Origin of the sequence: Odoribacter sp. AF15-53 (genome assembly GCF_003479425.1) — a bacterium.
Classification (GTDB): Bacteria; Bacteroidota; Bacteroidia; order Bacteroidales; family Marinifilaceae; genus Butyricimonas.
This window is the reverse complement of the sequence record NZ_QUHC01000001.1, coordinates 662,323-688,128: the sequence shown is the minus strand read 5'-3', so window position 1 is coordinate 688,128 and position 25,806 is coordinate 662,323. Positions and strand designations below refer to the sequence as shown.

Genomic DNA, 25,806 nt, shown 5'->3' with positions numbered 1-25,806 from the left:
CAAATTTACTACAAATTACCATTCTTTTAAATAGATCGAGAATGTACTTCCTTTTCCCAACTCGCTCTCCACGCTCACCCGACCACCATGCGCCTTCACGATTTGGCGGACATAGGCAAGTCCCAGACCATAACCTTTCTCTTTCTTGTGTCTTTCTTTCCCCGAAGCCCGGTAATATTTCTCAAATATATGTTTCTGATGTTCCTTGGAGATCCCCCTCCCCTTGTCCGCCACGGAAATACCAATCCCGTTCCCTTTCAAAAAACAACAGATAAACACTTCGGCTTTCCCATCAGAATACTTGACCGCATTATCCAATAAATTGCGTATCACGCAAAACAAATGTATGGAAGAAGCATAGATAGCAGGTATCGGAATCCGATAATCGAATTGGATATCGACCTCCTTCTTTCCCCGGTTGGCCAAACGTTGTTCTTCTATCAATTCATTTATTCCTGCTTTCAAATCAAACAGTTTACGCTCCACGCGGGCTTCGCATATCTCACTCAAAGAACTCAATAACGAAGTACTGGCTTTCCGCATATTCTCGATTTCTTTTTCCACCAAAGTGTATTTCTGTTGTACCCCCTCGTTGACCGGAGCTTCCTCCCGGATTAATTCCAAAAGCGTACTCACGCTATTCAGCGGAGTTTTGAAATCATGGACGATCTGTTGCATCATCCCCTCCTGTAAAGAAGATAATTTACGTTGTCGATAAAGAGTATAGACCAACACGGCTAAACCCAACAGCAAAAGGATGAATAATGCCGCCACACCCGATACCTGCCATAACGAGAATTCATTTCCTTCGGCCTGATAAATCTGATAGACAGCAAGGGATTGAACAAGTAGTAATCCCAACACCATCAGGATAGCAATTATTCCTATATAATTATACTTTTTCCCCATTGATTCACACAAAAATTACTACAATTTTACTACAAACGCCACTTTTTAATATAGAATTTATCACTCAACTTTGTCAGTAAGAAATAATTCACCGGACGAAGATAAGAAATAATAAATTTAGAAAAAACCAATAACCATGATTACACTTGTCAACCTGAACAAAATCTATCGCACGAAAGAAATAGAGACCCAAGCACTGGAAAATATCAACTTGAATATCGAGGAAAAAGAATTTGTCTCCATCATGGGCCCCTCGGGCTGCGGTAAAAGTACTCTACTGAACATTATCGGATTACTGGATTCACCCACTAGCGGAGAGTTATTCCTAGACGGCGTGGAGGTTTCCAGCCTCTCGGATAAAGTGATGGCAAAACTACGCAACCGGAAACTTGGCTTCGTTTTTCAGAACTTTCATCTGATTCCAGCTTTAAACGTACTGGATAACGTGGAACTCCCCCTGCTGTATCGTAGCGGGGTCAGTGCCTCCGAACGCCGCAAAAAGGCATTGGCCGTCCTCGAAAAAGTAGGTCTTTCTCATCGCACGAAACATTTCCCCACCCAACTTTCCGGGGGACAATGCCAGCGTGTAGCCATCGCCCGTGCCCTGATCGGGGAACCTGCAATCCTGCTGGCAGACGAGCCTACCGGAAACTTGGATAGTAAAATGGGAGCCGAAATTATTGATATCCTCACCAAGCTAAACCGGGAGGGAACGACCATAGTAATGGTCACTCACGATGAAGGTGTCGCGGGAAAAACCGACCGCATCATTCGGATGTCTGACGGGAACATACTCTAATAGTTAAAGAAACGGTAAACCATGAAACAACTAAAATTATATATACAATCAGCCCTTTACAACATACGGCACAACCCGGCATACGCATCCTTTTTTATCGGGGGTACGGCACTCTCGTTCATTTTCGTCACGATCGCGCTGCAAATTACCAGTATCATGTTTTATAAAACCCCACCCAATGTTAATAGCAAGCGAATCGTACTCGTTAGCTGCTGGGATCAAGATAAAAAGGGACAATATATTGCCAGGTTAGACAAGGAAGGTATCACCAATCTAATGAAATACGTGAAAAATTATGAAACCTATTCATTTATACAGATGCAACCCATGACGTTTATCGTTAACGAACAAATGCGTTCTAACGTAGTACACTTCGTCAATGCAGATTACTGGAAAATATACAAGTTCAATTTTATCGAGGGAAGACCCTTCACGGAAAACGACTATCACACACCGGTACTCGTAATTTCAGCAAGTTGCGCGAAACTTTATTTCAAAAATGGTAGTGCTATCAACCAGAAAATAGAATTCCAAGGGAACACATTCCAAGTTATCGGTGTTGTAGAAGATTTCTCGATGCTAGCCATGGGAGGAGCTCACTCCGTGTGGGCCCCCTATACTTTTAATAAATTTTTCCCGAATATGACAAGCCAATATGAATTGCACGTATTGTTTCCCGAAAACTTCACCCCGGAACAAATGTCACAAAACGTGGTGGATGCTTTACGCCGTAACGCTGAAACCCAACACATGGAAGTAGATATTGACACATCAATGTACCCAAATGATTATTCACTCAGAATGGATCAAATGTTTAACGGTATACTAACTTACGGTATTCCGATTGTTATCTTTTTACTATTAATTATTCCGGCAATCAATATCATCACGCTCAGTATAGCCAACACGGCCAACCGGGCGGAAGAGATTGCCATACGCCGGGCCTTGGGTGCAGACAAATCCTCCGCTTTTTTTCAAAGTATCACAGAATATATTATCCTCGTATTTTTGGGTACCTGCTTGGGATTACTGCTCGTCTATCCCGTGTTCTACGTGATAAACAACATTTTCATAGAAGCGACACCAGTAAGCGGTTTCACCTTATTTCCAGAATTAAATATTAGTGTTGTCCTGTTAGGCGTCCTCCCGTTAGCTATGCTATTCAGCCTGCTATCCGGTGGGCTACCCGCTTACTTAATCGCCAAGAAAAATATTGCCAATACATTGAAAGGAGGCTCAAAATGATAAAACATATTCTTACCTTGATCTGGAACCAGAAATATCACTATGTCGGAATCTTTATCGAACAAGCCTTGATATTCATTATCCTAATGTTCTGCTTCATTAACGTTAGTAATGACGTGAAACAATACACGTCTCCGGGAATACTTACAACAGATAATACATACACAATCCGTTTGGGAGAAATAATTTCACAGTCAGACGAAGATCAAATTTTTAGAGGATTTTCTTCTTTTATAAGAAAAATGAAAGAAAAAGATTGCGTCGAATCTATTTCCATCACCAACGATATCCTTCCCTATCAAAATAGCGGGCAATTTCAACAAAAAGACACGCTAACGATTGATGATAAAAAAATCATCAGTTTCATAAAATTATCCAACGCGGCTGGCTATACAGTATTCAAGCCGGATTTGGAAGAAGGAACATGGTTACAAGATGAAAAGCTTGCAGACGGAACCTATCCTACCGTCATAAGCAAACAACTGGCAGACAAAGCGAATTGGCAATCTCCTTTGGGAAAACGGATTCAATATGACGGATTTACCTTTACCGTGGTAGGAGTTATTTCCGGCATCAAATATCTACCATTGGATTCTCCCTTTCCAGCTATAATACTTTCCATACAAGCCTATGGAAATTCAGGTGGAGAATTCACGTTCAGGATAAAACCCGGAGAAGACGAAACCTTTCTTCGGGAAGCGTATATCGAATTTAAAAAAACGTTCCCGGATAATCAAGCCACGCCGTTAATCGGAAAAGTAGACCAATGGAAGATGAGCCATCTCGTGAATACTATACTCAGTTTCTCGTTACAAATCGTCCCGTCCTCTTTTTTACTGATCTTCTCATTTATCGGAACATTCGGTATTTTCTGGATGTATTCCAAAAAGAGAAAAAAAGAATTCGCCCTGCGATTGGCCATTGGTTCCACACCTTACGGCCTTGCTCGTTTCGTGTTATTTGAAGGTCTCACATTAACCCTAGTCGCCCTCCTTCCCGGTCTTATCGTTTTTTGCCTGGCTTACGAATTTTCTCCTATAAACCTGATCGCCGTGGGACTCACGCTAGCTATCATGTTCTTATTCTCCGCATTTAGTGCATGGTACCCGGCGTTTCTTGTATCACGTATCAACCCGGCAGAAACATTACATTATGAATAAACGCATTACCATGAAAAATATCGTACTTATACTTTTAATACTGGCCCGCATCTTTCCCCTATCGGGACAAACCATCGAGAAACATCTCTCGCTGGAAGAAGCTCTAAAGATCGCCCGAGAGCAATCTTTAGATGCTCTGGTGGCCAAAAACCAAATGCGTATCGCCTACTGGCAGTACCGGGATTACCGGGCAGACCTTTTGCCCAGTATGACGTTATCCGGCACGCTTCCCAGTCTGGACCGTTCTATCTCGAATTACTTGAAAGAAGACGGGACCTATAAATTCATATCTAGTAGCTCCATTTCCGAGCAACTATCCTTGTCTATCGACCAGAACATCCCGTTTACCGGAGGTAAAATCTCTATCGAATCAATGACACAACGCATGGACGAACTGGAAGGAAACAAGCGAACGGATTACATGAGTATTCCCGTATCCATATCGCTTAACCAACCCTTGATCACCTCCAATCCCTTAAAATGGGCCACGCGCATCGAGCCGGAACGTTATAAACAAGCCCAGCAACAGTACGCTGCCAACCAGGAGGCAATAGCGATCCGCACCCTGAATCACTATTTTGACTTATTGCTGGCTAAAGAAAATACCCATATAGCCAAACAAAATTTACAAAATGCGGATAAACTTTACGAAGTCGCCCTAGGCAAAAAGAAGATCGGTCTGATTTCCGATAACGACTTACTACAATTAAAATTAAACAAGTTGAATGCCTCGACCAGTGTTATCCGGGCGGAACAGGAATACGAGCAAACCATGTTTTCATTCCGTAATCACCTGGGATATAACGACCGCGTAGTGGTAATCCCGGAAATACCCCGTGAATGTCCGGTCGTGGACGTAACACTTGCCCAAGTCTTAGAATTGGCATCCGTCAATAATCCTTTCTCCCGTGACATTCTGTGTCGACAACTGGAAGCCCGTCAACAAATTGCCATGGCCAAAGCCAACCGGGGATTCCGTGCCGACTTGTACGCCTCGATCGGGTATACCGGAAACGGTCCTAAATTCAAACATGCTTACCAAGACCTGCGTAGCCGGGAAATGGTCAGCCTGGGAATTAGTATCCCCATTCTTGACTGGGGAAAAGGGCGTGGAAAAGTAGAACTAGCCCGTTCCCAGCAAGAAATCGTGGAAAATCAATTGAAACAGGAAAGCATGAACTTTGAACAAAATGTAATGACAATCGTCCGTCAATACCAAGAACAAACCCGCCTGACAGATATTGCCCGTCTGGCTGACACGGTATCTCAACAACGATACAAAACGGCGTTCGAAACTTTTCTTATGGGCAAAATCAGTGTCCTCGATATTAACTCCGCCCAAACGGAACGAGACAATGCCAAACGAAACTATATCAGCCAATTATATTCATCTTGGTTATATTTTTACACGTTGCGACAAATCACCTTATTTGATTTCGAACGCAAAGAAAACATTATCAATGAATACATATAACCTTAAAAAATCATCATGGACAGACAGTTATCACCTCAAATTATCCGCCAACGGAAAATAAAATTCATACTTCGTACGGGACTCACGTTGCTTGCCTTCATTTTGATCATCACTCTATTGGTCAACGTGTTCAAACCCGGAGTTCGAGCCAAAGATATCATGATCTCAACCGTTGATCAAGGCACGTTGGAGATATCCATTTACTCCTCCGGAAAAGTGGTACCTCTCTCCGAAGAGATCATCACGTCACCCCTCTCCTCCAAAATACTGGAAATATACAAGAAAGCCGGGGAACAGGTAAAAAAAGGCGAACCTATTATCCAACTTGACCTGGAAGCCTTCAACACAGAATACGAGACCAAACGAGAAGAACTCGCTCTAAAGCACAGCAAATTGGAGCAACAAAGAACCGCATCCCAAGGTCAACTTGACGAGATGAAGATGCAAATCGAAATCAACGAGATGAAACTCAAACGCATGGCCGTATTACTTGCTAACGAACGATATCTCGACAGCATCGGGGCCAGCACCACCGATAAGGTCAAACAGGAAGAACTAAACTACAACGTAGAACAATTACAATTAAAACAACAAAAACAAAAATACCAGAATCAACTGAAAGCCGCCCAAGTTGAAATAAATGGACTGGAACTGGATTACAGAATTGCCACCAAAAACCTGAACCTGATGAAGAAAACACAGGGAGAAGCTCAAATCCGCTCCCCCAAGGATGCCACCCTGACTTACGTGAACGATCAGATCGGAACATCCGTGTCACAAGGCTCTCAACTGGCGATCGTTTCCGACCTTTCACATTTCAAGATCGAAGCCGATATCGCTGACAATTATGCCGATAAGATTTTATCCGGTAATAAAGTCACCGTGCAAATCGGTAAAGAGAAATTAAGCGGGATCGTCGGAAACGTCTCTCCTTCCGTGCAAAACGGTACCATCCGTTTTAACGTTTCTCTCACCGATCCCGATCACGCTCGACTTCGTCCCGGGCTGAAAGTTGACGTACACGTCATACACGGGCTAAAAGACGATGTCCTGCGCCTGAATAGCGGTTCCTATTACATCGGTCCCGGAGAATACGACCTATGGGTTATTGACAACGGGATCGCAACCCGGCGAAAGATTACCCTCGGCGAAAGTAGTTTTGAATACGTGGAAGTCATTCAAGGACTTCAAAAAGGCGAACAAGTTATTATTTCAGACATGAACCGCTATCAAAACAAAAACACACTGAAAATAATTGAAAATGAAAGAATTTAGAATGAACGTTTTTCTAATTCATTCTAAACTCTAAATTTTAAACTTTAAACTATTTTCAGTTCTTCCTTCAAGAAAGGAGCGGTAACCGAATCCTTGTTAAGCGCAACCTCTTCCGGGGTTCCGGTACAAACGACCGTTCCTCCCATTTTACCCCCACCGGGTCCCATGTCAATGATATAATCGGCAACTTTAATCACGTCCAGGTTATGCTCGATGACAATAACCGTATTCCCTTTATCCACCAACTTCTGTAATACTCCCAACAAGATATTGATATCCTCGAAATGGAGTCCTGTCGTGGGCTCATCCAGGATGTACAAGGTACTTCCCGTGTCCTTCTTGGAAAGTTCGGTAGCCAACTTGATACGTTGCGATTCTCCACCGCTCAACGTAGTACAAGGCTGCCCGATCTTGATATATCCCAAACCGACGTCCTGCAACATCTTCAATTTGGATTGAAGATAAGGTAAGTTTTCAAAGAACTCTACCGCCTGGTTGATCGTCAGGTTGAGTACGTCTCCGATAGATTTTCCCTTGTACCGGACCTCCAAAGTCTCTTTGTTGTAACGTTTACCGTCGCAGGCTTCACAATGGACATAAACATCCGGCAAGAAATTCATCTCTATCGTTTTCACTCCCGCACCTTTACATACTTCACAACGACCTCCGCTCACGTTAAACGAGAAACGTCCTGCCGTGTATCCCCGAATCTGAGACTCCGGTAATTTCTCGAATATCTTGCGTATATCGGTAAACAACCCCGTGTAAGTTGCCGGATTCGAGCGAGGACTTTTACCCAGCGGACTTTGATCTACCACGACAACCTTGTCAATCTCGGTAACTCCCTGAATCGAGGCATAAGGTAACGGCGCTGTCAAAGAATTATAGTAATGAGCACTTAAAATCGGATGCAACGTCCCGTTTATCAAGGAGGATTTTCCACTCCCGCTGACTCCTGTCACGCAAATAAACTTTCCCAGGGGGAAATCCACGCTCACGTTTTTAAGATTATTTCCCGTACACCCTTTTAACGTTATCTTTTTCCCGTTTCCCGGTCGACGTCCCGCTGGAATAGCAATCACTTTCTCGCCTTTCAGGTATTGGGCTGTCAGACTATCACTCTTTAAAATATCGGAATATTCACCAATAGCCATGATCTCCCCTCCTTTTCTCCCGGCCTTGGGTCCGAGGTCCACGATATAATCGGCATTTTCCATCATCTCCTTATCATGCTCCACGACAATCACCGAATTACCGTTATCCCGCAATTCCTGCAAAGAATGAATCAATTTACGGTTATCTTTCTGGTGTAACCCGATACTCGGCTCATCCAGAATATACAACACGTTTACCAACTGCGAACCGATCTGCGTGGCCAAACGGATACGCTGGGATTCTCCTCCCGACAACGTCAACGACTGACGATTTAGCGCGAGATATTCCAACCCGACATCCAGCATAAACTTTAAACGGGTACGAATCTCTTTCAAAATCTCTCCCGCTATCTGTTTTTGTTTATCCTCCAGGTGTTCCTCCACGTTCGTTATCCATTCATACAAATCAGATAACTCCATGTTGGCCAATTCGGAAATATTCTTCCCGTTGATATAAAAATGCAGGGCTTCCTGGTTCAATCGTTGACCGTTACACACGTCACAAGTTGTCACGGAAATAAATTGTTCTGCCCATTTATTCGCTTTCTTGGAAGTCGAATTCTCTTCCTGCATGGTGACATACTTCAATATTCCCTCGTACGTCGTCAGGAAATTCGAAGAAACACCGATTTCCGCATTCTCCAGACGGAATTGTCCCGGGTAACCGTACAAAATATCCGTCAACGCCTCCTCGGGCAAATCCCGGATCGGTTGCTTGATATCCGCACCGTGTTTCCTCAATATCGTCTCAATCTGGTAAAAGATAAGAGAAGCCTTGTATTTACCCAAAGGTAAAATTCCCCCCGCGTGTATCGAGAGAGAATTATCCGGGATAATCTTCTCCATCGCCACCTCGTTGACAATCCCCAGTCCCTTACACTTCTTACAAGCCCCGTGAGGTGAGTTAAAGGAAAAAGTATGAGGAGCCGGATCCTTGTATGAAAGACCGGTATCCGGACACATCAAATGACGACTATAATATTTTATCTCTTCCGACTCGTAGTCTTTCACTGTCATCACACCCTTACCGTGCTTCATCGCCGTGGCCACGGAATTCTTCAACCGTTTCAGATCAACCTGATCCATAACAATCTTGTCGACCACGATCTCGATATCGTGCATCTTGTACCGATCCACGCTCATCCCGATCGTGATCTCTCGCAACTCACCGTCTACACGGGCAGAAATAAAACCGTTCTTCCTCAAATTCTCGAATAACTCCCGGTAATGTCCCTTACGGCCCTTCACGACAGGAGCCAACAACAAAATGCGTCTCCCGGCAAAATCCCGCTGCAACAATTCCAATATCTGTTCGTCCGTGTACTTCACCATCTTACTTCCCGAAGCGTAGGAATAAGCCACTCCCGCCCTGGCATAGAGCAAACGTAAAAAGTCGTATATCTCGGTTGTCGTCCCCACGGTAGAACGAGGATTTTTATTCGTAGTCTTCTGTTCGATGGAAATGACAGGACTCAACCCCGTGATCTTATCCACATCGGGTCGCTCCATTCCTCCCAAAAAACGGCGGGCATACGCCGAAAAAGTTTCCAGGTACCTACGTTGGCCCTCGGCATATATCGTGTCAAATGCCAGTGAAGACTTTCCACTCCCACTCAACCCGGTAATAACCGTCAACTTATCACGAGGAATCGTCAAGTCTATATTTTTCAGATTATGTTCCCTTGCGCCGTATATAGCTATATTGCAATCTTCTTCTTCTCTGTATTCCATGAAAATCCTATTCCTTAAAAATCAATTTACAAAGATACAGAAAAAACGAACATGAACAATTGAAAATGGAATGTTGAAAATGGAAAAGAAATTCCTTGCGGGTAAAGGTTAAGATTTAAAATGAAAACAGAGTGTAAGAATTGCGTGAGGAAATCACCTAATCGAAAATCATTAAATCACAGAATTAATAGGATCTAAAATAAAAAAAAGGAGGGATTCTCTGTATCGCCTTAAATGGAATATACTGGGACTGACGAAAAGATGTTGTATGTATGTGTGTGTGCGTGCGTCTGTGTGTGTGGTGTGTGTGCGTGGTGTCCCGTAGGATATATTCCAGTAATTTTAAGAACTCTATCAGAAAATCAGCTTAAACCTCGGTCAAAGCTATCCCCTCTCTTTATGCTAGATGATTCAATCTAATAACAGCTAAAAATAAATCATAAGTTCATCATCTAATATACTCTCTTTAACGTCTCCGAAAAAGAAAGGTTTCGTTTTTTCCCGAAAAAAATCAGGAAAATTTATTTTTTCAATTATTCAAACTAACTCATTGTTTTTTATCGATCACTTGATGTTCTCGTTGTAAAACTATGGTCTTGTACGGGGAGATTTCAAATAGGTTACTCTTTTCTTGAAAAAAATTACCCTAAATCATATTATTTTTTCAATAAACAGAAAAATCAATGTAAATCAAATACTTAACATCTTTAAAAAATACATTTTCCTAACCTACTCCTCCCGATATTATTGCCTGATAAACACGAGCAACCCTCTCCGGGATCTTGGCTATACCTTAATAACACCTTGACAAAACTTCAAGTAATGATTGACTGCCGACCTAATTAACTTCCAATCAACTTTCAGTTAACTTTCAATTAACTTATACCTGAAACGCGGGACCGACAACCTACTATCCCCCCCTCGTCCCCCCGACAGGAGAACAACAAAAAAAGAGCGTCTTTCAACGCTCTTTTTTTATATGAAGATTTTAAAATCTTACTTTTTCACGGCTTCTTTCACCTGATCGTTAGGAACCATTTGTTCCTTAAAAGTATAGGCACCGGTTTTCGGAGATTTCACCATTTTGATGATTTTCGCAAATCCCCTACCATCTGCTGTTTTAAGTGTTGCAACAACTTTCTTTGCCATAGCTTAATTATTTTATTTCTCTGTGTAAAGTTACTCTTCTCAGAATCGGGTTGTATTTACGCAACTCCATTCTCTCGGGGGTGTTCTTTCTATTTTTGGTAGTGATATAACGAGAGGTTCCCGGCATACCGGATTCTTTATGCTCCGTGCACTCCAAAATCACCTGTATTCTGTTTCCTTTGCTCTTCTTTGCCATCTCTTCTTACTTTATACGTTCTTAATTAAACCATTGGCAGTAGCTTCCTTCAAACAAGCACTAATACCTTTCTTGTTGATCAGGCGCAATCCGGCTGCAGATACATTCAAACGGATCCATCTATCTTCTTCTGGCCAATAAAAATTCCTCTTAAACAGGTTGATTTCGAATGTTCTCTTCACTCTTCTCTTCGAGTGAGAAACATGGTTACCAACCATCGCTTTCTTTCCAGTTATTTGACAAATTCTTGACATCTCTCAATATTTTTATAAACGCTTTCCAAACAGGATGCAAATTACGCACTTTTTATTCAAACAATCAAATGTTTCGATAAAAAAGTTTCAAGTTTTTTTTACCTCAATATAAAATATAATATCACGAGGAAGATTGCCAGTGCTACAAACTCCCCGATCATCTTTTTCCGTCTATCCGAACTTTCCTTTGTATCGGCCTTTCTCAATAAATCAAGCAACGCACCCGTGGGACAGAAATAGTTACACCAGGGACGTGCAAAAAATATTGACAAGAGTAAAAACAACACCGCCAAAGCGATCACCCACCCTGTCGCTGCCGTTAATAAAAATGCAGGGAAAGGCTCCAACGAGGCCAAATCCAGGGGAAATCCCCACAATAATAAAGCGAGAATTACCATGAAATAAACAATCCGGGTATATTTAAAAATATTTTTCCATACCCCTTTGGGAGCTATTTTTTTCTTGCGCATCTTCCCCATCAACTCCTGTGCAGCCCCAAAAGGACACAAATAAGCACAATAATAAGCCTTACTCAAGAATAACGGACAAGCCAACGCCAACACGGCAATAACAGGCAGCAAGATACGAGCACCCCACGGAATTCCATTCAGCAACCAGTTAAACAACAATTCAAGAGAAACAAAATACCCGGACCAGAAGCCAAGAATCAACACGGAAGATACTTGCAGAACATAACGCCAACGTTTCATCCGCCCCCCCAAAAACATGCTGGCTAATGCCAGAAGTACCACGACGCCGCCCAACACGTGCTGCAATAATTTCATCCAATCCAAGTCAAGACCTCCCCCGTCACGCTCCAGGTAAAACGCTAACGCTCTCTTCACACTTCCCCGGATCGCATCACTCGACATCGTCGCCCCACTCACGGCCTCCACGTTCAACTGTTCCGCTTCCTCCAGCGTCTTACCGTCCCATGCCGAAAATAGATTCTTTTTTTCCAATCGTTTCAGAAAGCCGGGAGACTCGCTGTTATTTAACAAGGTAAGTCCCAAAATCACATCCTCGTTCGACACGGCCAGAAACAACGGGACATTCCCCGCGTAACCGATCAGATCATCCGCTATCGGGGTCGTGACAAGCAATTTACCAATCACCTGTTGCCCCGCTTTCACGTCATAACGAACATCGTTTATTTTTTCAATTCCCGTACTCGATGGAAAATATTTTTTTACCGCATCCAGGGGTACAACATTCGAAAGCTCCGTCTTCGCTTGTTCTTCCCGAGGCTCCTCGTTTGCCATTTTGAAATTCAACGAGATCAAGTAAATAATCACGCACAATAAAATTACCTTGGGTAATTTCGTGATAAAGGTTGCTACATTTTCTTTTACACTCATAGTTTTAGCTCATCCATTTTGAAGAGTACAAAAATAAGGAGAAAATTATTTATTTGTATAATCTACCCGACTTAATTATATTTGTAGCATTCATAAACCATTAACAAGATTTATAGATGAAGAAAGTCACTTACTTAGTTTGTTGCGTAGGACTAGCGCTGCAATCCTGCCAATCAGGGCAAGTGAAGAATGAAAATCCATTTTTCAACGCGTACGAAACCCCTCATGAGGTTCCCCCCTTCCATTTAATCAAGAACAAACATTATCTCCCCGCTTACGAGGAAGGGATGAGACAGCATCAGGCTGAAATCAACGCCATTATCAACAACCCGGAAGCCCCGACATTCAAAAACACGATCGATGCTCTTGAAGCCTCCGGTGAATTACTAAACAAAGTATCCTCCGTATTCGGTAACCAACAAGGCGCGAATACCAACGATTCGATCAAGGCTATCGCCAAAAAGATTACCCCGAAACTCACGGCTCATTGGGATGCCATCAATCTAAACGACAAACTTTTCGAACGGATCAAAACGGTGTATAATAACAAGGAGAAAGAAAACCTGACTCCCGAACAATTGACCGTACTGGATAAATATTACCAGGGATTCGTACGAGGCGGGGCAAACCTGTCACCGGCAGACAAGGAAATATTCAAGAAACTGAATAGCGAGTTATCCATGCTAAGCCTGCAATTCGGCGAGAACCTATTGAATGAAACCAACAGCTTCAAGCTGGTTATTGATAACAAAAAAGACCTCTCCGGCCTACCGGAAAACGTGATCACCACGGCCGCTACCGCGGCCAAGAACGCCGGGTTAGACGGGAAATGGGTATTTACCCTCCACAACCCGAGCCTGCTCCCGTTCCTGCAATACGCTGACAACCGGGATTTAAGAGAAAAAATCTACAAGGCATACATCAATCGTTGTAACAACGACAACGAATTCGATAACAAAGAAATCATCTCGAAAATAACCTCATTGCGGGTACAAAAAGCACAATTGCTCGGTTACGACACCCATGCCGCTTTCGTTCTGGACAACAACATGGCCAAGACACCGGAGAACGTGTACAATCTATGCAATCAAATCTGGAATGCCGCCCTGCCGATTGCCAAAAAAGAAGCCGCGGAACTTCAAGCCATGATCCGGAAAGAAGGGAAAAACTTTAAACTCCAACCTTGGGACTGGCGTTATTACGCTGAAAAAGTAAAGAAAGCCAAGTACGGATTGGATGAAAACGAACTTCGTCAATATTTCCCCTTAGAAAACGTAAGAGAGGGAGCCTTCTACACGGCGAATAAATTGTATGGTATCACGTTTACCCAACGTGCGGATATCCCCACGCCTCACCCGGATGCCTTGGCTTTCGAGGTGAAAGAAGCCAACGGTGACCATATCGGTATTCTTTACATGGATTTCCACCCGCGGGAAAGCAAACGCTCCGGCGCGTGGATGAACTCCTACCGTAAACAATCCGCACTAGGTAAAAAAGTTACACCAATCATCACGAACGTCTGCAACTTCACCAAACCGACAGGAGACGTTCCGGCACTATTAAGCTTTGATGAAGCACAGACCCTTTTCCATGAATTCGGTCACGCTCTTCACGGGTTATTATCCCAATGTAGGTATAATAAAGTATCAGGAACTTCCGTACCCCGGGATTTCGTGGAACTTCCGTCTCAGGTTATGGAAAACTGGGCGGCTGACCCGGAGGTGTTGAAAGTTTACGCCCGTCACTATAAAACCGGCCAACCGATACCCCAGGAATTAATTGATAAACTGGAAAATAGCGGACATTTCAATCAAGGATTCGTTACGACTGAATTTATGGCCGCCGCGTTACTTGATATGGCTTACCACACCCGCACTACAACCGATCCGGTAAACCCGAACGAGTTCGAGAAAGCCACTTTACAAAAAATCGGTCTTATCCCGGAAATCACGGTTCGCTACCGGAGTCCTTACTTCCAACATATCTTTGCAGGAGGCTATTCTTCGGGATATTATGCCTACACCTGGGCGGAAGTACTGGATGCCGATGCTTTTGAAGCGTTTAGAGAGACCGGGAACATTTTTGATCCAGAAAAAGCAAAATCGTTCCGGGAGAACATTCTTTCCAAGGGAGGTTCCGAAGATGCCATGATGCTTTATCAAAAGTTCAGAGGTAAAGAACCGTCCATCGATCCATTGCTAAAACGCAAAGGACTTAAATAGCAAAGTCAAAAAAATCAGAGATAAAAAATTATCTCTGATTTTTTTTCATACACCCACGCAACCTTTTTTAAAATTCTGCATCTATTCTATGAATTCACACTAAGTAATAAAAACGTTTTTTAAAGAAATGGATGCTCGAAGTAGTTCCAATTTTAGGGTTAGTAGTAAATAGTGAAAAAGCTGTCTCTCGTCAAGACAGCTTTTTTTGATTATACCGGCACCATTCGGCAATACCACATTCCTCGCATTTCGGTTTCCGGGCCACGCAAACATACCTCCCGTGCAAGATCAACCAATGATGAGCCGTTGATAACCATTCTGCCGGGATATGCGCTACAAGTTGTTTTTCCGTTTCAAGCGGAGTCTTGGCCCCCGTCACCAACCCGATCCGGTCGGCCACCCGGAACACGTGCGTGTCGACAGGCATTGCCGGACGTTTGAAAGCCACCGCCTCCATGACGTTTGCCGTCTTGCGTCCCACGCCGGGTAACGTCTGCAACAACTCGAAATCATCCGGCACCACCCCGTTGAAATCTTCCATTAATTTTTTCGCCATCGCCGACAAATGCTTCGATTTATTATTCGGGTAAGAGATTGATTTAATCAATTCAAAAATTTCCTCCACCGTCGCTTTTGACATCGACGATGCATCCGGGAATCGCTCGAACAATCCGGGAGTTACCATGTTCACTCGTTTATCGGTACATTGTGCCGACAAGATGACCGCTACCAACAATTGGAACGGATCAGTGTAATGTAATTCAGTATCGGCAACCGGCATTCGTTCCCGAAACCACGCTAACACCTTATCATATCTTTCCTCTAATCGCATAACATATATTCTTTGAACACAAAGATAAGAAAGCTATTTTAAATCCCGCAATAACCGCTCTGTTTGAAGCCACAAATTTCGACAAGCTTCCCCGTCAAGAGCTATTTTTGGATATTCGACCTGCCGCTTTCCCTTGAAGAAACCACCTGTTACCCCGGCATAACGCTCGGAAGTGGCCAAAAGAATCGCCGTGGCAGCCCCCCGTTCCGGTGATTTTATAAAAGGACGGAAAAACAAATCAGCCAACGGGTCATACCACCGATGCATCGTGATCATCCCCGTGTTCACCACTCCCGGATCGACGACATTCACGGTAACCCGTCGCCCTTCCAGCCGCCGGGCAAGTTCAATCGTGAACATCAACAAGGCCAGCTTGGAATTCGGGTAAGCCTTGAAACGCCGGTAATGTTCCGGATCAAGTTTAAAAAACTTGTCATCCACCCGTCCCATTTTACTGGTAAGCGATGAAGTATTGATTATCCTGGATTTTTCTCTCAGTCCCATGCTCGGGAGCAACAAATTCGTCAACAACCACGTCCCCACGTAATTCACCCCCACGGTAGTCTCCAACCCGTCGACCGTCGTAGTAAAATCCCGGCACATCGTCCCGGCATTATTGATCAACACGCTTACTTCCCGTCCGTTCAATCCCTTGACAAAAGCCCGGATTGAAGCAATCGACGCCAAATCCAACGCATGCAACTCCACCCGTCCGTTCCCCGTCTCCCGCACGACCTCATCCCTTATTCCCGCTGCCCGTTCTACATTTCGACAAGCCATAATTACAGGTCCACCCATCCGAGCCATCGCCCTCGTGATAGCCAGTCCCATACCTCCATTAGCTCCCGTAACGATAACTAAACCCATGAAATTTTAGATTTTTAATTTTAAATTTAAGATTGAGAGATCCCCGATTCCGTGATTCAGCAGCACAAGCTGCTGTTGACAAAGCGCCCCACAGGGAGCCATGAATCTTATGGACTCTTTTCATTTTCAATTGTCCATTTTCAATTGTCTCATCACTTTCCTCATCCCCCACCTCACCACTCCGTAAGGCAGTAGCGACAATATCCCGATAAAGAAATAATTAATCACCCCGGGGATCATCTGTGCCCGGTGACGAAACATTCCGTTGAGCGCACGCCGGGCAAGCGTATCGGGCTTCATCATCACCCCGATCCGCACCGCTAATCGTTGCAAATGGAGGGGTAAATTATATAAATCCGTAGCAATCGCACCCGGGCAAACCGTCGTGACATTAACCCCGTAATCAAGCATTTCCAAGCGAAAGGCACGAGAAAAACTTTTCAGGAAACATTTCGTGGAGGCATAAAGTGAAATACCCGGATAAGGAAACCAAGCTGACATGGAAGACATATTAAGAATATAGCCCTTTCCCCGTTTTTTCATATCCTCACCGAAATAGCGACAAAGCAACACGACCGTGTTCATGTGCAACATCAGCATCGTACGTACGATAGCAACCGACAGGTTCACCACGTGTTTCAAACGGAAAATACCGGCATTATTTACCAATACCTCAACCTGCAAACCCAACGCCACGCAAAACCCGTGTAAATGTTCGGCAGCATCGGGTAAGGATAAATCCAGATAAAGCGGCCATGTCTGCACCCCATACATCCGAGCAAACTCCACGGCATGTTGAGCAAGACGCTCCTGCTCGTTACTAACCATCACGACATCATATCCCCGGATACACAATTCGCGGGCATACTCCAAACCGATCCCGGAACTGGCTCCTGTCACCAAAGCCACCGGGTTAGCTTTAGCCTGATTTAGTACCTCCATGAGCTATCTTGTTTCAATATTTCCTAGATGCAGTTTCCAATTCCCGCAACAACTTCCCGGGAAGATCTTTTATATGCTTATGACACGCCATCTCGCGAGAATACATACGGGCAATACAATAATTCGCATGTTCGCAAGCGTTCCGGGCATTCTCTTCCCGTGCCATCCGGTTCACGAAATCCGGTTCGTTCAACAAAGCCCTGGCCATGGACACGCCGTCAAACCCAGCATCTAGCACCATATCTATCTTCTCCCGGGATATCAATCCTCCCACGTAAACAAGGGGTAATTTCACGGCTTCCCGGAATTTTATCGCATCTTCAAAGAAATAAGCCTCTTTAAACGGAACGGTAGGAATCATCAGGTGCCCGGCAAGCCGAACACCTATCGGCAACCAGAATTGTTGCATGTAGTAAGTCAAACTTTTTATCGGCATCGCACCCCGCATCACGTACATCGGGGCCCTACTCACGAAACCGCCACTCAGTATCAACGCATGCGCACCCGCCTCTTCCAACGCCTTAGCCACCTCGATACATTCCGGAACTTCCATCCCTCCCCGGAAACCATCCCTCGTGTTCATTTTCACCAACACGGCCATATCATCCCCCGCCGCTTCCATCACTTCGGCCATCACCATACGCATAAACCGCATCCGGTTCTCCAGCGAACCACCAAACTCGTCCCGCCTATGATTCGTGTAGGGAGAAAGGAACTGACTGATCAAATAACCATGACCGGCATGAATCTCCACCGCATCAAATCCCGCTTCCCTCGCCATATTCACGGCCTGCCCGAAAGCCTTCGCCATATCAACGATCTCCTCCTTCTTCATTCCCCTTACCCATGTCGGAGAATATATATTAAAACCACTGGAAGCCGATATCGGTGTACACCCGCAAATACCCCGGTGCGACATGTTCCCGCAATGCCCCATCTGGATAGATGCAGCCGCACCCGTGGCATGTATATCATCCGTGAGCCGACGTAACGCCGGGATAATCTCCGGCCTCAACCACAATTGATGTGGAAACGACAAACCACTCCTAACAACAGCCGCATAAGCGATTGTTGTCATCCCGATTCCTCCCCGGGCAACCGAAAGATGATAATCATGCAACATCTCCGAAGGAGCATTCCCCGGACACATACCCTCGAACGCAGCGGCCCGGATAGTCCGGTTACGCAACGTCAGCGGTCCGATTGTTAATGGTGTGAATAACTTAGATTCTCGTGTCATATCGTATCTTTAATATATAAAAGGGATCACTCGTTTAAGATGAAGTTTTCTCATCTCATCCCCGAACATCCCTGAATATTTGTTATAAATCGTATTAGCTCGTGGTACCAGATTGGCAAACGTCCATACGGCAAAAACCGCACCGGAGAGAGACCAGGTAAGTATGGCAAATCCTGTCCATTCCACAATCTCCCCGAAATAATTTGCCGAAGTCACGTAACGAAACATCCCACCCCGGGGTAAATAATGTCCCGTATCCCCGGGACGACGTAAATGACGAATAATATGATCGGAATGAATGTTGATGCACATTCCCCCGAAGAACACCAGCGTCCCGATAATAAACTGCGGGGAGGTCAACCACCCTGACGCGTAAAGGCCTTCCGGGGCAAAATAAAAAATCCAGCCCCCCTGCATACAAGCATTTAGCACGTTGAACGTGATCCCCATCAGCATAATCCCCAAAGGCATACGTCCTTTTCCTTTGAGCAACAAAGGAAAAATAAAAGCACGTTGCAAATAATGTATTTCGAAGAAAATAAAGAAAATCAACGGGACCAATTCACAACGCCTGTCCGAGAAATACCAGAAAAGAGCCATCGCAATGAAAACAGGCGCTTCCATTAGCACCCATCCCAACCGATTGTTAATCGGCCGCCCCCACTTGGCATCAAAAAACATCCCGTATCCCGCCTTCACAAAGTAAAGAGCGAAAAAAACAATAACGGCAATCCCCGTCATCACTGCTAGAAAGACATGAAATCCATCCATTTTACAAATTTGTTGGTTCACGGATTACCAACAAATTTTATGCCAAGAACCAATAAATGTTAAATTATAAATGGAAATGCAAAGGTCCCCACGCGTTTATCACGAAATTAACTAGGAAATATACCCCACCGGGGACAAATCTTCACGCAAACAAATACTTATCAGTTCTTGATTCACATTCTTTTACTTTACATTCCCATGCGGTCCCGGAAGTCCGTCCCGGAAACGGATACTAGCATGCGTTCCATCACAGAAAGGCTTGTTGGAAGAAGCCCCGCAACGGCACAACGTAACCCGGTTACGAAGTTCATATCTCACACCCTCGGTATCGTCAATCGGAATCCCGCCTCTCACAAACAAAGGTCCGCTACAACGCTCCTGCGGGTCCTCAAGCAAAACCAATGAAGGATCCAACTTGTTCTCGATAAATTCACCTTTATCCTTATCCCATGCTTTCAATCGACCTGCCGGACAATAATTGGCTTCCCGTATGGTCAACTTCCGGGCTTCCTCGTCATCCGACTCTTCCACGAGATTCCAAACCTTCCCGTAAGCATCACAGAAACGAGCAAAAGCACAATACTTCTCGTTATCCGTCAACTCTAACGTGGGCCCGTCAAGCACATCAGCCTCATTCAATAAAGGGATATTATCAGCCGTCAACGTGGGATCCCAATTCACGTTCAAATGTGCCCCGTCACAAAACGGTTTATTCGCCGAAGCCCCGCAACGACATAACGCCGTCGGCTCGTCTTTCAATTCATATTCCACCCCATCCCTGTATGACCACGAGGTTCCCTCGTCGTTCTGCACGATAAACTGTTGTTTCATGGGGGGACGACCATACACGAGGAAAGGTCCTTTCTTATCAACTACGATCGAATATTTCTTGTCAATGATCGGTGTTCCCGGTTCTATGTTACGTTCTTTCATGGCTAAACTTGATTTACATTATAGTAGATATACCCGAAAACGATCATTTTTGTTTCCTTGCGTGCTAAATATTTTACAAAAAGTTGCAGGTTGGGAGGCAACATGAAATTGGGACCTGCAACCTTCCCCTCCTATTTCTTCTCCCGCGTAAAAATATAACGTTCCAGATCCGAAATTCCGGCATTAAACGTATACCCGTTCCAACTGAAAGCCTTCAACTCTTCGGTATCCTCAACACGATTTAAAATAATATACCGCGTCATAATCCCCCTAGCTATCTTCGCATAGGTACGCACGGTCTCGTATTTACCATCACGCCACTCCTGAAATTCCGGTGTTATAACCGTCACTTGTTTTCGCAACTCTTCCATTTGCAGCGCACCTTGGATATCCATACTGGCAAGATTCACCAACACACCACCCGCCTTACGGACAGATTCCAATAATGGAGCAGTTAATTTCGGAATCCAGTAATCATACAAATTCCCCTTCGCCGAATCGTTCAATTTCACGGCAAATGCAATTCGGTAGGCTTGAATCAAATCTAACGGACGTACCAAACCGTAAAGCGTGGAGATTATCCGAAGCCGATCTTGAGCGTATTTCAGATCATCCAGGGAAAACGAAGCCGGATCAATCGCCTTGAACACACTCCCATTATAAGCCAGTAACGCCTGTTTACGGGGATTCGAAAGCGATCCAAATCGCTGATAACGCTCGTAATTCTCCTTTGCCAATTTATCACTGATTTTCAACATCTTCTCTAAATCCGATGCAGAAAACCGCCGCATCCGCTCGGCCAGATACTCCGCTTCTTCCGCATATTCCGGGGCCGTTCCCGGAAGCTCCCGTTCCTCCACGGACATATCCATGGTCTTTGCCGGTGATAAAATAATTAACATAGCCTACCTGATTTCTTCAATTTTATACCCTACCCCCTCGAACGCTTTCCTGACAGAACGCGTGTCTCCGGTCTTCAACGTAACGGTCAACACCTTATCCGGATGTTGCAAATCAACACTCCATTCCATAACATCTTTCATACTATTCAAAAACGGGGTGACTTTCGATACGCAGCCACTGCATTTTAACGTTGTCCTGAATTTAAACTTCCTTTCCATGTCGCTTTTTTTATTGGTTTATATAATAGTCATATTTTCTTCCATTTAATCCTCAAACTATTAGTTACCACGGACACAGAACTGAATGCCATTGCTGCAGCCGCAATCATCGGGTTTAATAAAAAGCCGTTGATCCCGTATAACACCCCCGCCGCCAAAGGAATACCGATTATATTGTAAATAAACGCCCAAAACAAATTCTGCCGGATTGCCCGCACCGTTTGATGAGAAAGAGCTATTGCGCGAGGAATCACGTTCAGGTCGGAGGTAATCAACGTCACTTTGGCCACGTCCATGGCTATATCTGACCCCTTACCCATGGCAATACTCACGTCAGCCTGAGCTAACGCTTGCGAATCGTTAATCCCGTCTCCCACCATGGCAACCACCTTACTCCCGTGCTGCAAAGCTTCCACGAAATTGGCCTTCTCCCCCGGCATCACCTCCGCCTTGAAATGACGGATTCCCACCTGATCCGCCACGGCACGAGCCGTTAACGCATTATCCCCGGTGAGCATGTACACCTCGATCCCTTTCTCGTGGAGCGTGGCCACGGCTTGCCGGGAACTATCCTTGATCTTATCGGCAATAGCTATTAACGCCAGCACCCGACCTTCCCCGGCAAAAAAGACAACCGTCTTACCGTTGCCTTCCCACCGGATAGCAAGCTTCTCGTTCTCCTCCTGCAAGGTCATGCCATTAGCCTCCAGCAAAGCCCTATTCCCGACAAGATAGACCCCCGTACCGACTTTTGCCGTGACTCCTTTCCCGGTCTGGTTCTCGAAATCCGAAATCGTGACATCATTCACGGTAAAATCACGAAATTTCTGTACCACAGCATCAGCCAGCGGATGCTCCGAACGCCTCTCGATTTCTAACAGGATTGAAATCTCTCGCATAGCCTCGGCTCCCGAAGTCCAGTGAATATCCGTCACAACAGGCTTTCCTTCCGTAATCGTCCCGGTCTTGTCCAGCACGATAACATTCACCTTATACATCAACTCAAGACTTTCCGCATCCTTGATCAATATATTATGTTCCGCCCCTTTACCGATTCCAACCATAATAGCCGTCGGCGTTGCCAATCCCAAGGCACACGGGCAAGCAATAACCAATACCGTTATCGAAGTCAGCAAGGCATGCGTGAAAGCCAAGTCGCCCCCGATCAACATCCACACGATAAAAGTGACCACCGCAATTCCCATCACCACCGGAACAAATATCCCGGCGATACGGTCCACCAACTTCTGCACGGGAGCTTTACTTCCCTGGGCCTCCTGCACCATACGAATAATATTCGCCAGAACGGTTTCTCCCCCCACCTTATCGGCACGGAAGCGGAAACTTCCCTTCTCGTTGATCGTTCCGGCATACACGAGTTGCCCTTTCACCTTCTCCACGGGTATCGACTCGCCCGTAATCATGCTCTCGTTCACGAACGAAGCCCCTTCCGTGACCTCCCCGTCCACGGGGATTTTCTCCCCGGGTTTCACGACCAAAGTATCACCTACCATGACTTCCCGGATTGGCACTTCTATCTCGCTACCATCAGCTAAAATTTTAACTACCGTCTTAGGTTGTAACCCCATCAGCTTCTTGATCGCCGTGGAGGTACTGAATTTCGCCTTGGCCTCCAGCAAACGCCCTAACAAAATCAATGCGATAATCACGGCTGCCGCCTCATAGTACACATGAGCTTCCAATCCCCGACTCGTCCAATACTTCGGCCATATCGTGTTAAACAGGCTGAACAAAAAAGCCACGCCAGTGCTTACAGCCACTAGCGTATCCATATTCGCTCGTCCATGTTTTAATTGCAGGTAAGCATGAACAAAAAAGTCCCTTCCAAAAAACGCCATCACCGGGACTGTAAAAGCAAGCATGATCCAATTCCCGTAAGGCATGTGCATAAAGAACATACCAATCACGAACACGGGTATTGCCAACACGATAGCCCCTATTGTCTTTCGCTTCAGGGCAAGAAACTCCTCTCGTTGCAAACGATCGGCCTGTTCCACGTCTTCCGTATTCTCCACCACCAGTTCATATCCCGAAGCCTCCACCGCTTTTTGAAGTTCCGCCGGGGTCACCTCTCGCGGGTTGTAATCCACCAGAACCGTGGACCCGGCAAAATTTACCTTTGCCCCGTAAACCCCCTTTTGGGCATTGAGTGTCGTTTCCACATTTAAAGCGCAAACGGCACAGCTCATGCCCAAAACCTGAAAAGTCTCTTTTATATGATTCTCTTTTCCTAACATTTCACATGATTTGAATATATGTTTACGAATACCGTAACGTTAAGTTACATACTAACCACTAATAACAAATAATGGCATCAAATCCCATACCACCATTCTATATTATTTTAACATTTTCACAAGAAATCGTCAGATACATTGACGAATTACGAGGATTTTTCCCCGACTTACAGAAATAACATCAATATCACCTGGGCCATAATCACCCGCATGAACATCGTCAACGGGTAAACCGTCGCATAGGCTACCGAAGGGGTATCACTCTCTATCGTGGTATTCACGTAATTCAGAGCCATCGGGTTTGCCATACTCCCACACAACATACCGGTTATCGAACCGAAATCTATTTTCAACCACTTGATCGAGATGACCGCCACCAACAACACCGGAACTACCGTAATCGCAAATCCCAAAGCCACCCACAGCGCCCCTTCCGGGCGGAATACTGTTTCGAAGAAATGAGTCCCCGCATCAAGTCCCAGACAGGCAAGATACATGGAAAGTCCCAAAGCCCGAAGCATCAAGTTGGCACTAATCGTCGTGTAAGTAACCATGTGAATCCGGGGACCGAACGCACCCACGAGAATTCCCATGACTATCGGCCCTCCCGCCAATCCTAACTTCACCGGTAAACTGATTCCCGGAATAGTCAAAGGAACCGATCCGAGCAACAATCCTAACACCATCCCGATGAAAATAGCCACCAGATTCGGCTCATCCAAATCCTTCACGGCATTACCCACCACCTTCTCCACGTTAGCAATCGCCGCTTCCTCCCCGACTACCGTCAGACGGTCACCCACCTGTAAGGTCAAATCAGGCGTAGGCAGCAACACGATTCCCGCCCGGTAAATGCGGGTAATGTTAATCCCGTACAGGTTCCTCAACCGTAACGCTCCCAATCGTTTCCCGTTAATTTCGGGACGAGTGATCACGATACGATGCGACACCAGTTGGCTATCAATCGTGTCCCAATCAATATCTTCCTTATTCCAATCCCTCGCGTCCCGTTGCCCGATCAGCATGGCCAACGCCTCGACATCCCCCTCCGTCGTGATTGCCAACAAACAATCCCCCTCTTTCACCAACGTATCGGAAGCTGGAATAATCGCTTTATCCTCCCGCCATAACCGGGATACAACGAATTTCTTGGCCGATTGTCGGGCGATCTCCTGAATTGTCTTCCCGATCACTCCCGGATTACTCACGAGAAATCCCATCACCACCGTCTTCTTATGTTTATCCTCATTCTCCTTTTTGAAGAAAATACTAGAAGCAAAAAGTTTACGGACAAAAATAATGGCAAGAATCACCCCGACAACACCCAACGGATAAGCTACGGCACATCCCAACGCCATATCCGATTGTTGAATAGCGGGATCATTCAACTGCTTCAACGTCTGCTGAGCGGCTCCCAAAGCTGGCGTGTTCGTCACCGCCCCGCTCAGAATTCCCATCATATCCGGCAGCGACACCCCAGTTGTCCAATGAAATCCCAACGTCATCACGATTCCCAACAACACGACCAGCATCGCCAGCATATTCAACTTCAAGCCTCCCTTCCCCAAGGAAGAGAAAAAACCGGGCCCAACCTGCAATCCCAACGCGTAAACGAAAATAATCAACCCGAAACTCTCGGCGTAATTCAACATCTGCGGATCAATCGACAACCCGAGATGTCCCGCCATAATCCCCGCAAAAAACACAAACGTCACTCCCAAGGACACGCCCCACATGCTGATTTTCCCCAATGCCAACCCCACCGCCGACACCAGCGATACAACGATTACTGCCTGTATCACCGAATGTTCCGTCAATAAACTAGTCAACCATTCCATAATCTTCTCTTTGGATGTCAAAATTAACTAAAAAAACAGGAATACGTACTAGAAGCTATTTTGTTTTTATTCTCATTT

22 protein-coding genes are annotated in these 25,806 nt (G+C 45.2%); 6 read left to right on the top strand and 16 right to left on the bottom strand.

The genetic code is table 11. The features are described 5' to 3' along the window. Positions 1-15: 15 nt before the first annotated feature. Positions 16-921: a sensor histidine kinase KdpD gene (locus tag DWW52_RS02780; protein WP_158582459.1), complete on the bottom strand. Its 906-nt coding sequence runs from the start codon at positions 919-921 to the stop codon at positions 16-18. Between the two features lie 124 nt (positions 922-1,045). Here DWW52_RS02780 and DWW52_RS02775 point away from each other — a divergent pair, with 124 nt between their 5' ends. Genes DWW52_RS02775 through DWW52_RS02755 form a run of 5 tightly spaced genes read left to right on the top strand, consistent with a single transcriptional unit; the run spans position 1,046 to position 6,862 of the window. Beyond that, positions 1,046-1,708: an ABC transporter ATP-binding protein gene (locus tag DWW52_RS02775; protein ID WP_118713928.1), complete on the top strand. Its 663-nt coding sequence runs from the start codon at positions 1,046-1,048 to the stop codon at positions 1,706-1,708. Positions 1,709-1,729: 21 nt separating this feature from the next. Then, complete coding sequence (locus tag DWW52_RS02770) at positions 1,730-2,953, top strand: ABC transporter permease (RefSeq protein ID WP_118713927.1); 1,224 nt, start codon at positions 1,730-1,732, stop codon at positions 2,951-2,953. Then, positions 2,950-4,113, top strand: coding sequence for an ABC transporter permease (locus DWW52_RS02765; protein WP_118713926.1), 1,164 nt, complete (start codon positions 2,950-2,952; stop codon positions 4,111-4,113). The genes DWW52_RS02770 and DWW52_RS02765 overlap by 4 nt, the downstream gene beginning before the upstream one ends. A gap of 10 nt (positions 4,114-4,123) precedes the next feature. Beyond that, positions 4,124-5,587 carry a TolC family protein gene (locus tag DWW52_RS02760; RefSeq protein ID WP_118714293.1) on the top strand — a complete coding sequence of 488 codons (1,464 nt, stop codon included), beginning with the start codon at positions 4,124-4,126 and terminating at the stop codon, positions 5,585-5,587. A 15-nt stretch (positions 5,588-5,602) separates the two neighbouring features. Next, positions 5,603-6,862 (top strand): efflux RND transporter periplasmic adaptor subunit, encoded by a 1,260-nt coding sequence (locus DWW52_RS02755; RefSeq protein WP_118713925.1) that lies wholly within the window; start codon positions 5,603-5,605, stop codon positions 6,860-6,862. A gap of 44 nt (positions 6,863-6,906) precedes the next feature. On the opposite strand, the gene uvrA is transcribed toward DWW52_RS02755, so the two are convergent. The 5 genes from uvrA to DWW52_RS02730 form a co-directional block, all read right to left on the bottom strand. Next, positions 6,907-9,747, bottom strand: coding sequence for an excinuclease ABC subunit UvrA (gene uvrA / locus DWW52_RS02750; protein WP_118713924.1), 2,841 nt, complete (start codon positions 9,745-9,747; stop codon positions 6,907-6,909). A 996-nt stretch (positions 9,748-10,743) separates the two neighbouring features. Next, entirely contained in the window at positions 10,744-10,896 is a 153-nt protein-coding gene (locus tag DWW52_RS02745; RefSeq protein ID WP_072025905.1) for a DUF4295 domain-containing protein, read from the bottom strand. Between the two features lie 7 nt (positions 10,897-10,903). After that, positions 10,904-11,092, bottom strand: coding sequence for a 50S ribosomal protein L33 (gene rpmG / locus DWW52_RS02740; protein WP_027202636.1), 189 nt, complete (start codon positions 11,090-11,092; stop codon positions 10,904-10,906). Positions 11,093-11,103: 11 nt separating this feature from the next. Further along, complete coding sequence (gene rpmB, locus DWW52_RS02735) at positions 11,104-11,346, bottom strand: 50S ribosomal protein L28 (protein ID WP_027202637.1); 243 nt, start codon at positions 11,344-11,346, stop codon at positions 11,104-11,106. Between the two features lie 98 nt (positions 11,347-11,444). Then, positions 11,445-12,704: a 4Fe-4S binding protein gene (locus DWW52_RS02730; RefSeq protein WP_118713923.1), complete on the bottom strand. Its 1,260-nt coding sequence runs from the start codon at positions 12,702-12,704 to the stop codon at positions 11,445-11,447. 116 nt (positions 12,705-12,820) lie between these two features. Here DWW52_RS02730 and DWW52_RS02725 point away from each other — a divergent pair, with 116 nt between their 5' ends. Beyond that, positions 12,821-14,926 carry a M3 family metallopeptidase gene (locus DWW52_RS02725; RefSeq protein WP_118713922.1) on the top strand — a complete coding sequence of 702 codons (2,106 nt, stop codon included), beginning with the start codon at positions 12,821-12,823 and terminating at the stop codon, positions 14,924-14,926. 190 nt (positions 14,927-15,116) lie between these two features. Here DWW52_RS02725 and nth read toward each other — a convergent pair whose 3' ends face one another. From nth to DWW52_RS02675, 10 genes are all read right to left on the bottom strand, one after another. Further along, positions 15,117-15,758: an endonuclease III gene (nth, locus tag DWW52_RS02720; RefSeq protein ID WP_118713921.1), complete on the bottom strand. Its 642-nt coding sequence runs from the start codon at positions 15,756-15,758 to the stop codon at positions 15,117-15,119. A 33-nt stretch (positions 15,759-15,791) separates the two neighbouring features. Then, on the bottom strand, positions 15,792-16,625 hold the full coding sequence (locus DWW52_RS02715) for an SDR family oxidoreductase (RefSeq protein WP_118713920.1): 834 nt from the start codon (positions 16,623-16,625) through the stop codon (positions 15,792-15,794). A gap of 126 nt (positions 16,626-16,751) precedes the next feature. Then, entirely contained in the window at positions 16,752-17,567 is an 816-nt protein-coding gene (locus tag DWW52_RS02710; protein ID WP_118713919.1) for an SDR family oxidoreductase, read from the bottom strand. Positions 17,568-17,580: 13 nt separating this feature from the next. Continuing rightward, a complete protein-coding gene (locus tag DWW52_RS02705; protein ID WP_118713918.1) occupies positions 17,581-18,807 on the bottom strand; it encodes an NADH:flavin oxidoreductase in 1,227 nt (408 codons plus the stop codon). A 9-nt stretch (positions 18,808-18,816) separates the two neighbouring features. Next, positions 18,817-19,578: a DUF1295 domain-containing protein gene (locus DWW52_RS02700; protein ID WP_233556662.1), complete on the bottom strand. Its 762-nt coding sequence runs from the start codon at positions 19,576-19,578 to the stop codon at positions 18,817-18,819. A 183-nt stretch (positions 19,579-19,761) separates the two neighbouring features. Beyond that, the gene (locus DWW52_RS02695) at positions 19,762-20,511 is read right to left on the bottom strand and encodes a CDGSH iron-sulfur domain-containing protein (RefSeq protein WP_118713916.1); all 750 of its coding nucleotides are present in this window, start codon (positions 20,509-20,511) and stop codon (positions 19,762-19,764) included. Between the two features lie 131 nt (positions 20,512-20,642). Continuing rightward, positions 20,643-21,413 carry a YaaA family protein gene (locus DWW52_RS02690; RefSeq protein WP_118713915.1) on the bottom strand — a complete coding sequence of 257 codons (771 nt, stop codon included), beginning with the start codon at positions 21,411-21,413 and terminating at the stop codon, positions 20,643-20,645. Positions 21,414-21,416: 3 nt separating this feature from the next. After that, positions 21,417-21,632, bottom strand: a complete 216-nt coding sequence (locus DWW52_RS02685) for a heavy-metal-associated domain-containing protein (protein ID WP_118713914.1) — start codon at positions 21,630-21,632, stop codon at positions 21,417-21,419. A gap of 29 nt (positions 21,633-21,661) precedes the next feature. After that, positions 21,662-23,890, bottom strand: a complete 2,229-nt coding sequence (locus DWW52_RS02680) for a cation-translocating P-type ATPase (protein WP_118713913.1) — start codon at positions 23,888-23,890, stop codon at positions 21,662-21,664. Positions 23,891-24,057: 167 nt separating this feature from the next. Then, a complete protein-coding gene (locus DWW52_RS02675) occupies positions 24,058-25,728 on the bottom strand; it encodes a putative transporter (protein WP_118713912.1) in 1,671 nt (556 codons plus the stop codon). Positions 25,729-25,806 lie beyond the last annotated feature (78 nt).

What these genes read in the sequence shown, in the direction of transcription:
- DWW52_RS02775 (WP_118713928.1), top strand. Translation starts at nt 1,046, where the DNA reads ATGATTACACTTGTCAACCTGAACAAAATCTATCGCACGAAAGAAATA.
- DWW52_RS02770 (WP_118713927.1), top strand. Translation starts at nt 1,730, where the DNA reads ATGAAACAACTAAAATTATATATACAATCAGCCCTTTACAACATACGG.
- DWW52_RS02765 (WP_118713926.1), top strand. Translation starts at nt 2,950, where the DNA reads ATGATAAAACATATTCTTACCTTGATCTGGAACCAGAAATATCACTAT.
- DWW52_RS02760 (WP_118714293.1), top strand. Translation starts at nt 4,124, where the DNA reads ATGAAAAATATCGTACTTATACTTTTAATACTGGCCCGCATCTTTCCC.
- DWW52_RS02755 (WP_118713925.1), top strand. Translation starts at nt 5,603, where the DNA reads ATGGACAGACAGTTATCACCTCAAATTATCCGCCAACGGAAAATAAAA.
- uvrA (WP_118713924.1), bottom strand. Translation starts at nt 9,747, where the DNA reads ATGGAATACAGAGAAGAAGAAGATTGCAATATAGCTATATACGGCGCA.
- DWW52_RS02745 (WP_072025905.1), bottom strand. Translation starts at nt 10,896, where the DNA reads ATGGCAAAGAAAGTTGTTGCAACACTTAAAACAGCAGATGGTAGGGGA.
- rpmG (WP_027202636.1), bottom strand. Translation starts at nt 11,092, where the DNA reads ATGGCAAAGAAGAGCAAAGGAAACAGAATACAGGTGATTTTGGAGTGC.
- rpmB (WP_027202637.1), bottom strand. Translation starts at nt 11,346, where the DNA reads ATGTCAAGAATTTGTCAAATAACTGGAAAGAAAGCGATGGTTGGTAAC.
- DWW52_RS02730 (WP_118713923.1), bottom strand. Translation starts at nt 12,704, where the DNA reads ATGAGTGTAAAAGAAAATGTAGCAACCTTTATCACGAAATTACCCAAG.
- DWW52_RS02725 (WP_118713922.1), top strand. Translation starts at nt 12,821, where the DNA reads ATGAAGAAAGTCACTTACTTAGTTTGTTGCGTAGGACTAGCGCTGCAA.
- nth (WP_118713921.1), bottom strand. Translation starts at nt 15,758, where the DNA reads ATGCGATTAGAGGAAAGATATGATAAGGTGTTAGCGTGGTTTCGGGAA.
- DWW52_RS02715 (WP_118713920.1), bottom strand. Translation starts at nt 16,625, where the DNA reads ATGGGTTTAGTTATCGTTACGGGAGCTAATGGAGGTATGGGACTGGCT.
- DWW52_RS02710 (WP_118713919.1), bottom strand. Translation starts at nt 17,567, where the DNA reads ATGGAGGTACTAAATCAGGCTAAAGCTAACCCGGTGGCTTTGGTGACA.
- DWW52_RS02705 (WP_118713918.1), bottom strand. Translation starts at nt 18,807, where the DNA reads ATGACACGAGAATCTAAGTTATTCACACCATTAACAATCGGACCGCTG.
- DWW52_RS02700 (WP_233556662.1), bottom strand. Translation starts at nt 19,578, where the DNA reads ATGGATGGATTTCATGTCTTTCTAGCAGTGATGACGGGGATTGCCGTT.
- DWW52_RS02695 (WP_118713916.1), bottom strand. Translation starts at nt 20,511, where the DNA reads ATGAAAGAACGTAACATAGAACCGGGAACACCGATCATTGACAAGAAA.
- DWW52_RS02690 (WP_118713915.1), bottom strand. Translation starts at nt 21,413, where the DNA reads ATGTTAATTATTTTATCACCGGCAAAGACCATGGATATGTCCGTGGAG.
- DWW52_RS02685 (WP_118713914.1), bottom strand. Translation starts at nt 21,632, where the DNA reads ATGGAAAGGAAGTTTAAATTCAGGACAACGTTAAAATGCAGTGGCTGC.
- DWW52_RS02680 (WP_118713913.1), bottom strand. Translation starts at nt 23,890, where the DNA reads ATGTTAGGAAAAGAGAATCATATAAAAGAGACTTTTCAGGTTTTGGGC.
- DWW52_RS02675 (WP_118713912.1), bottom strand. Translation starts at nt 25,728, where the DNA reads ATGGAATGGTTGACTAGTTTATTGACGGAACATTCGGTGATACAGGCA.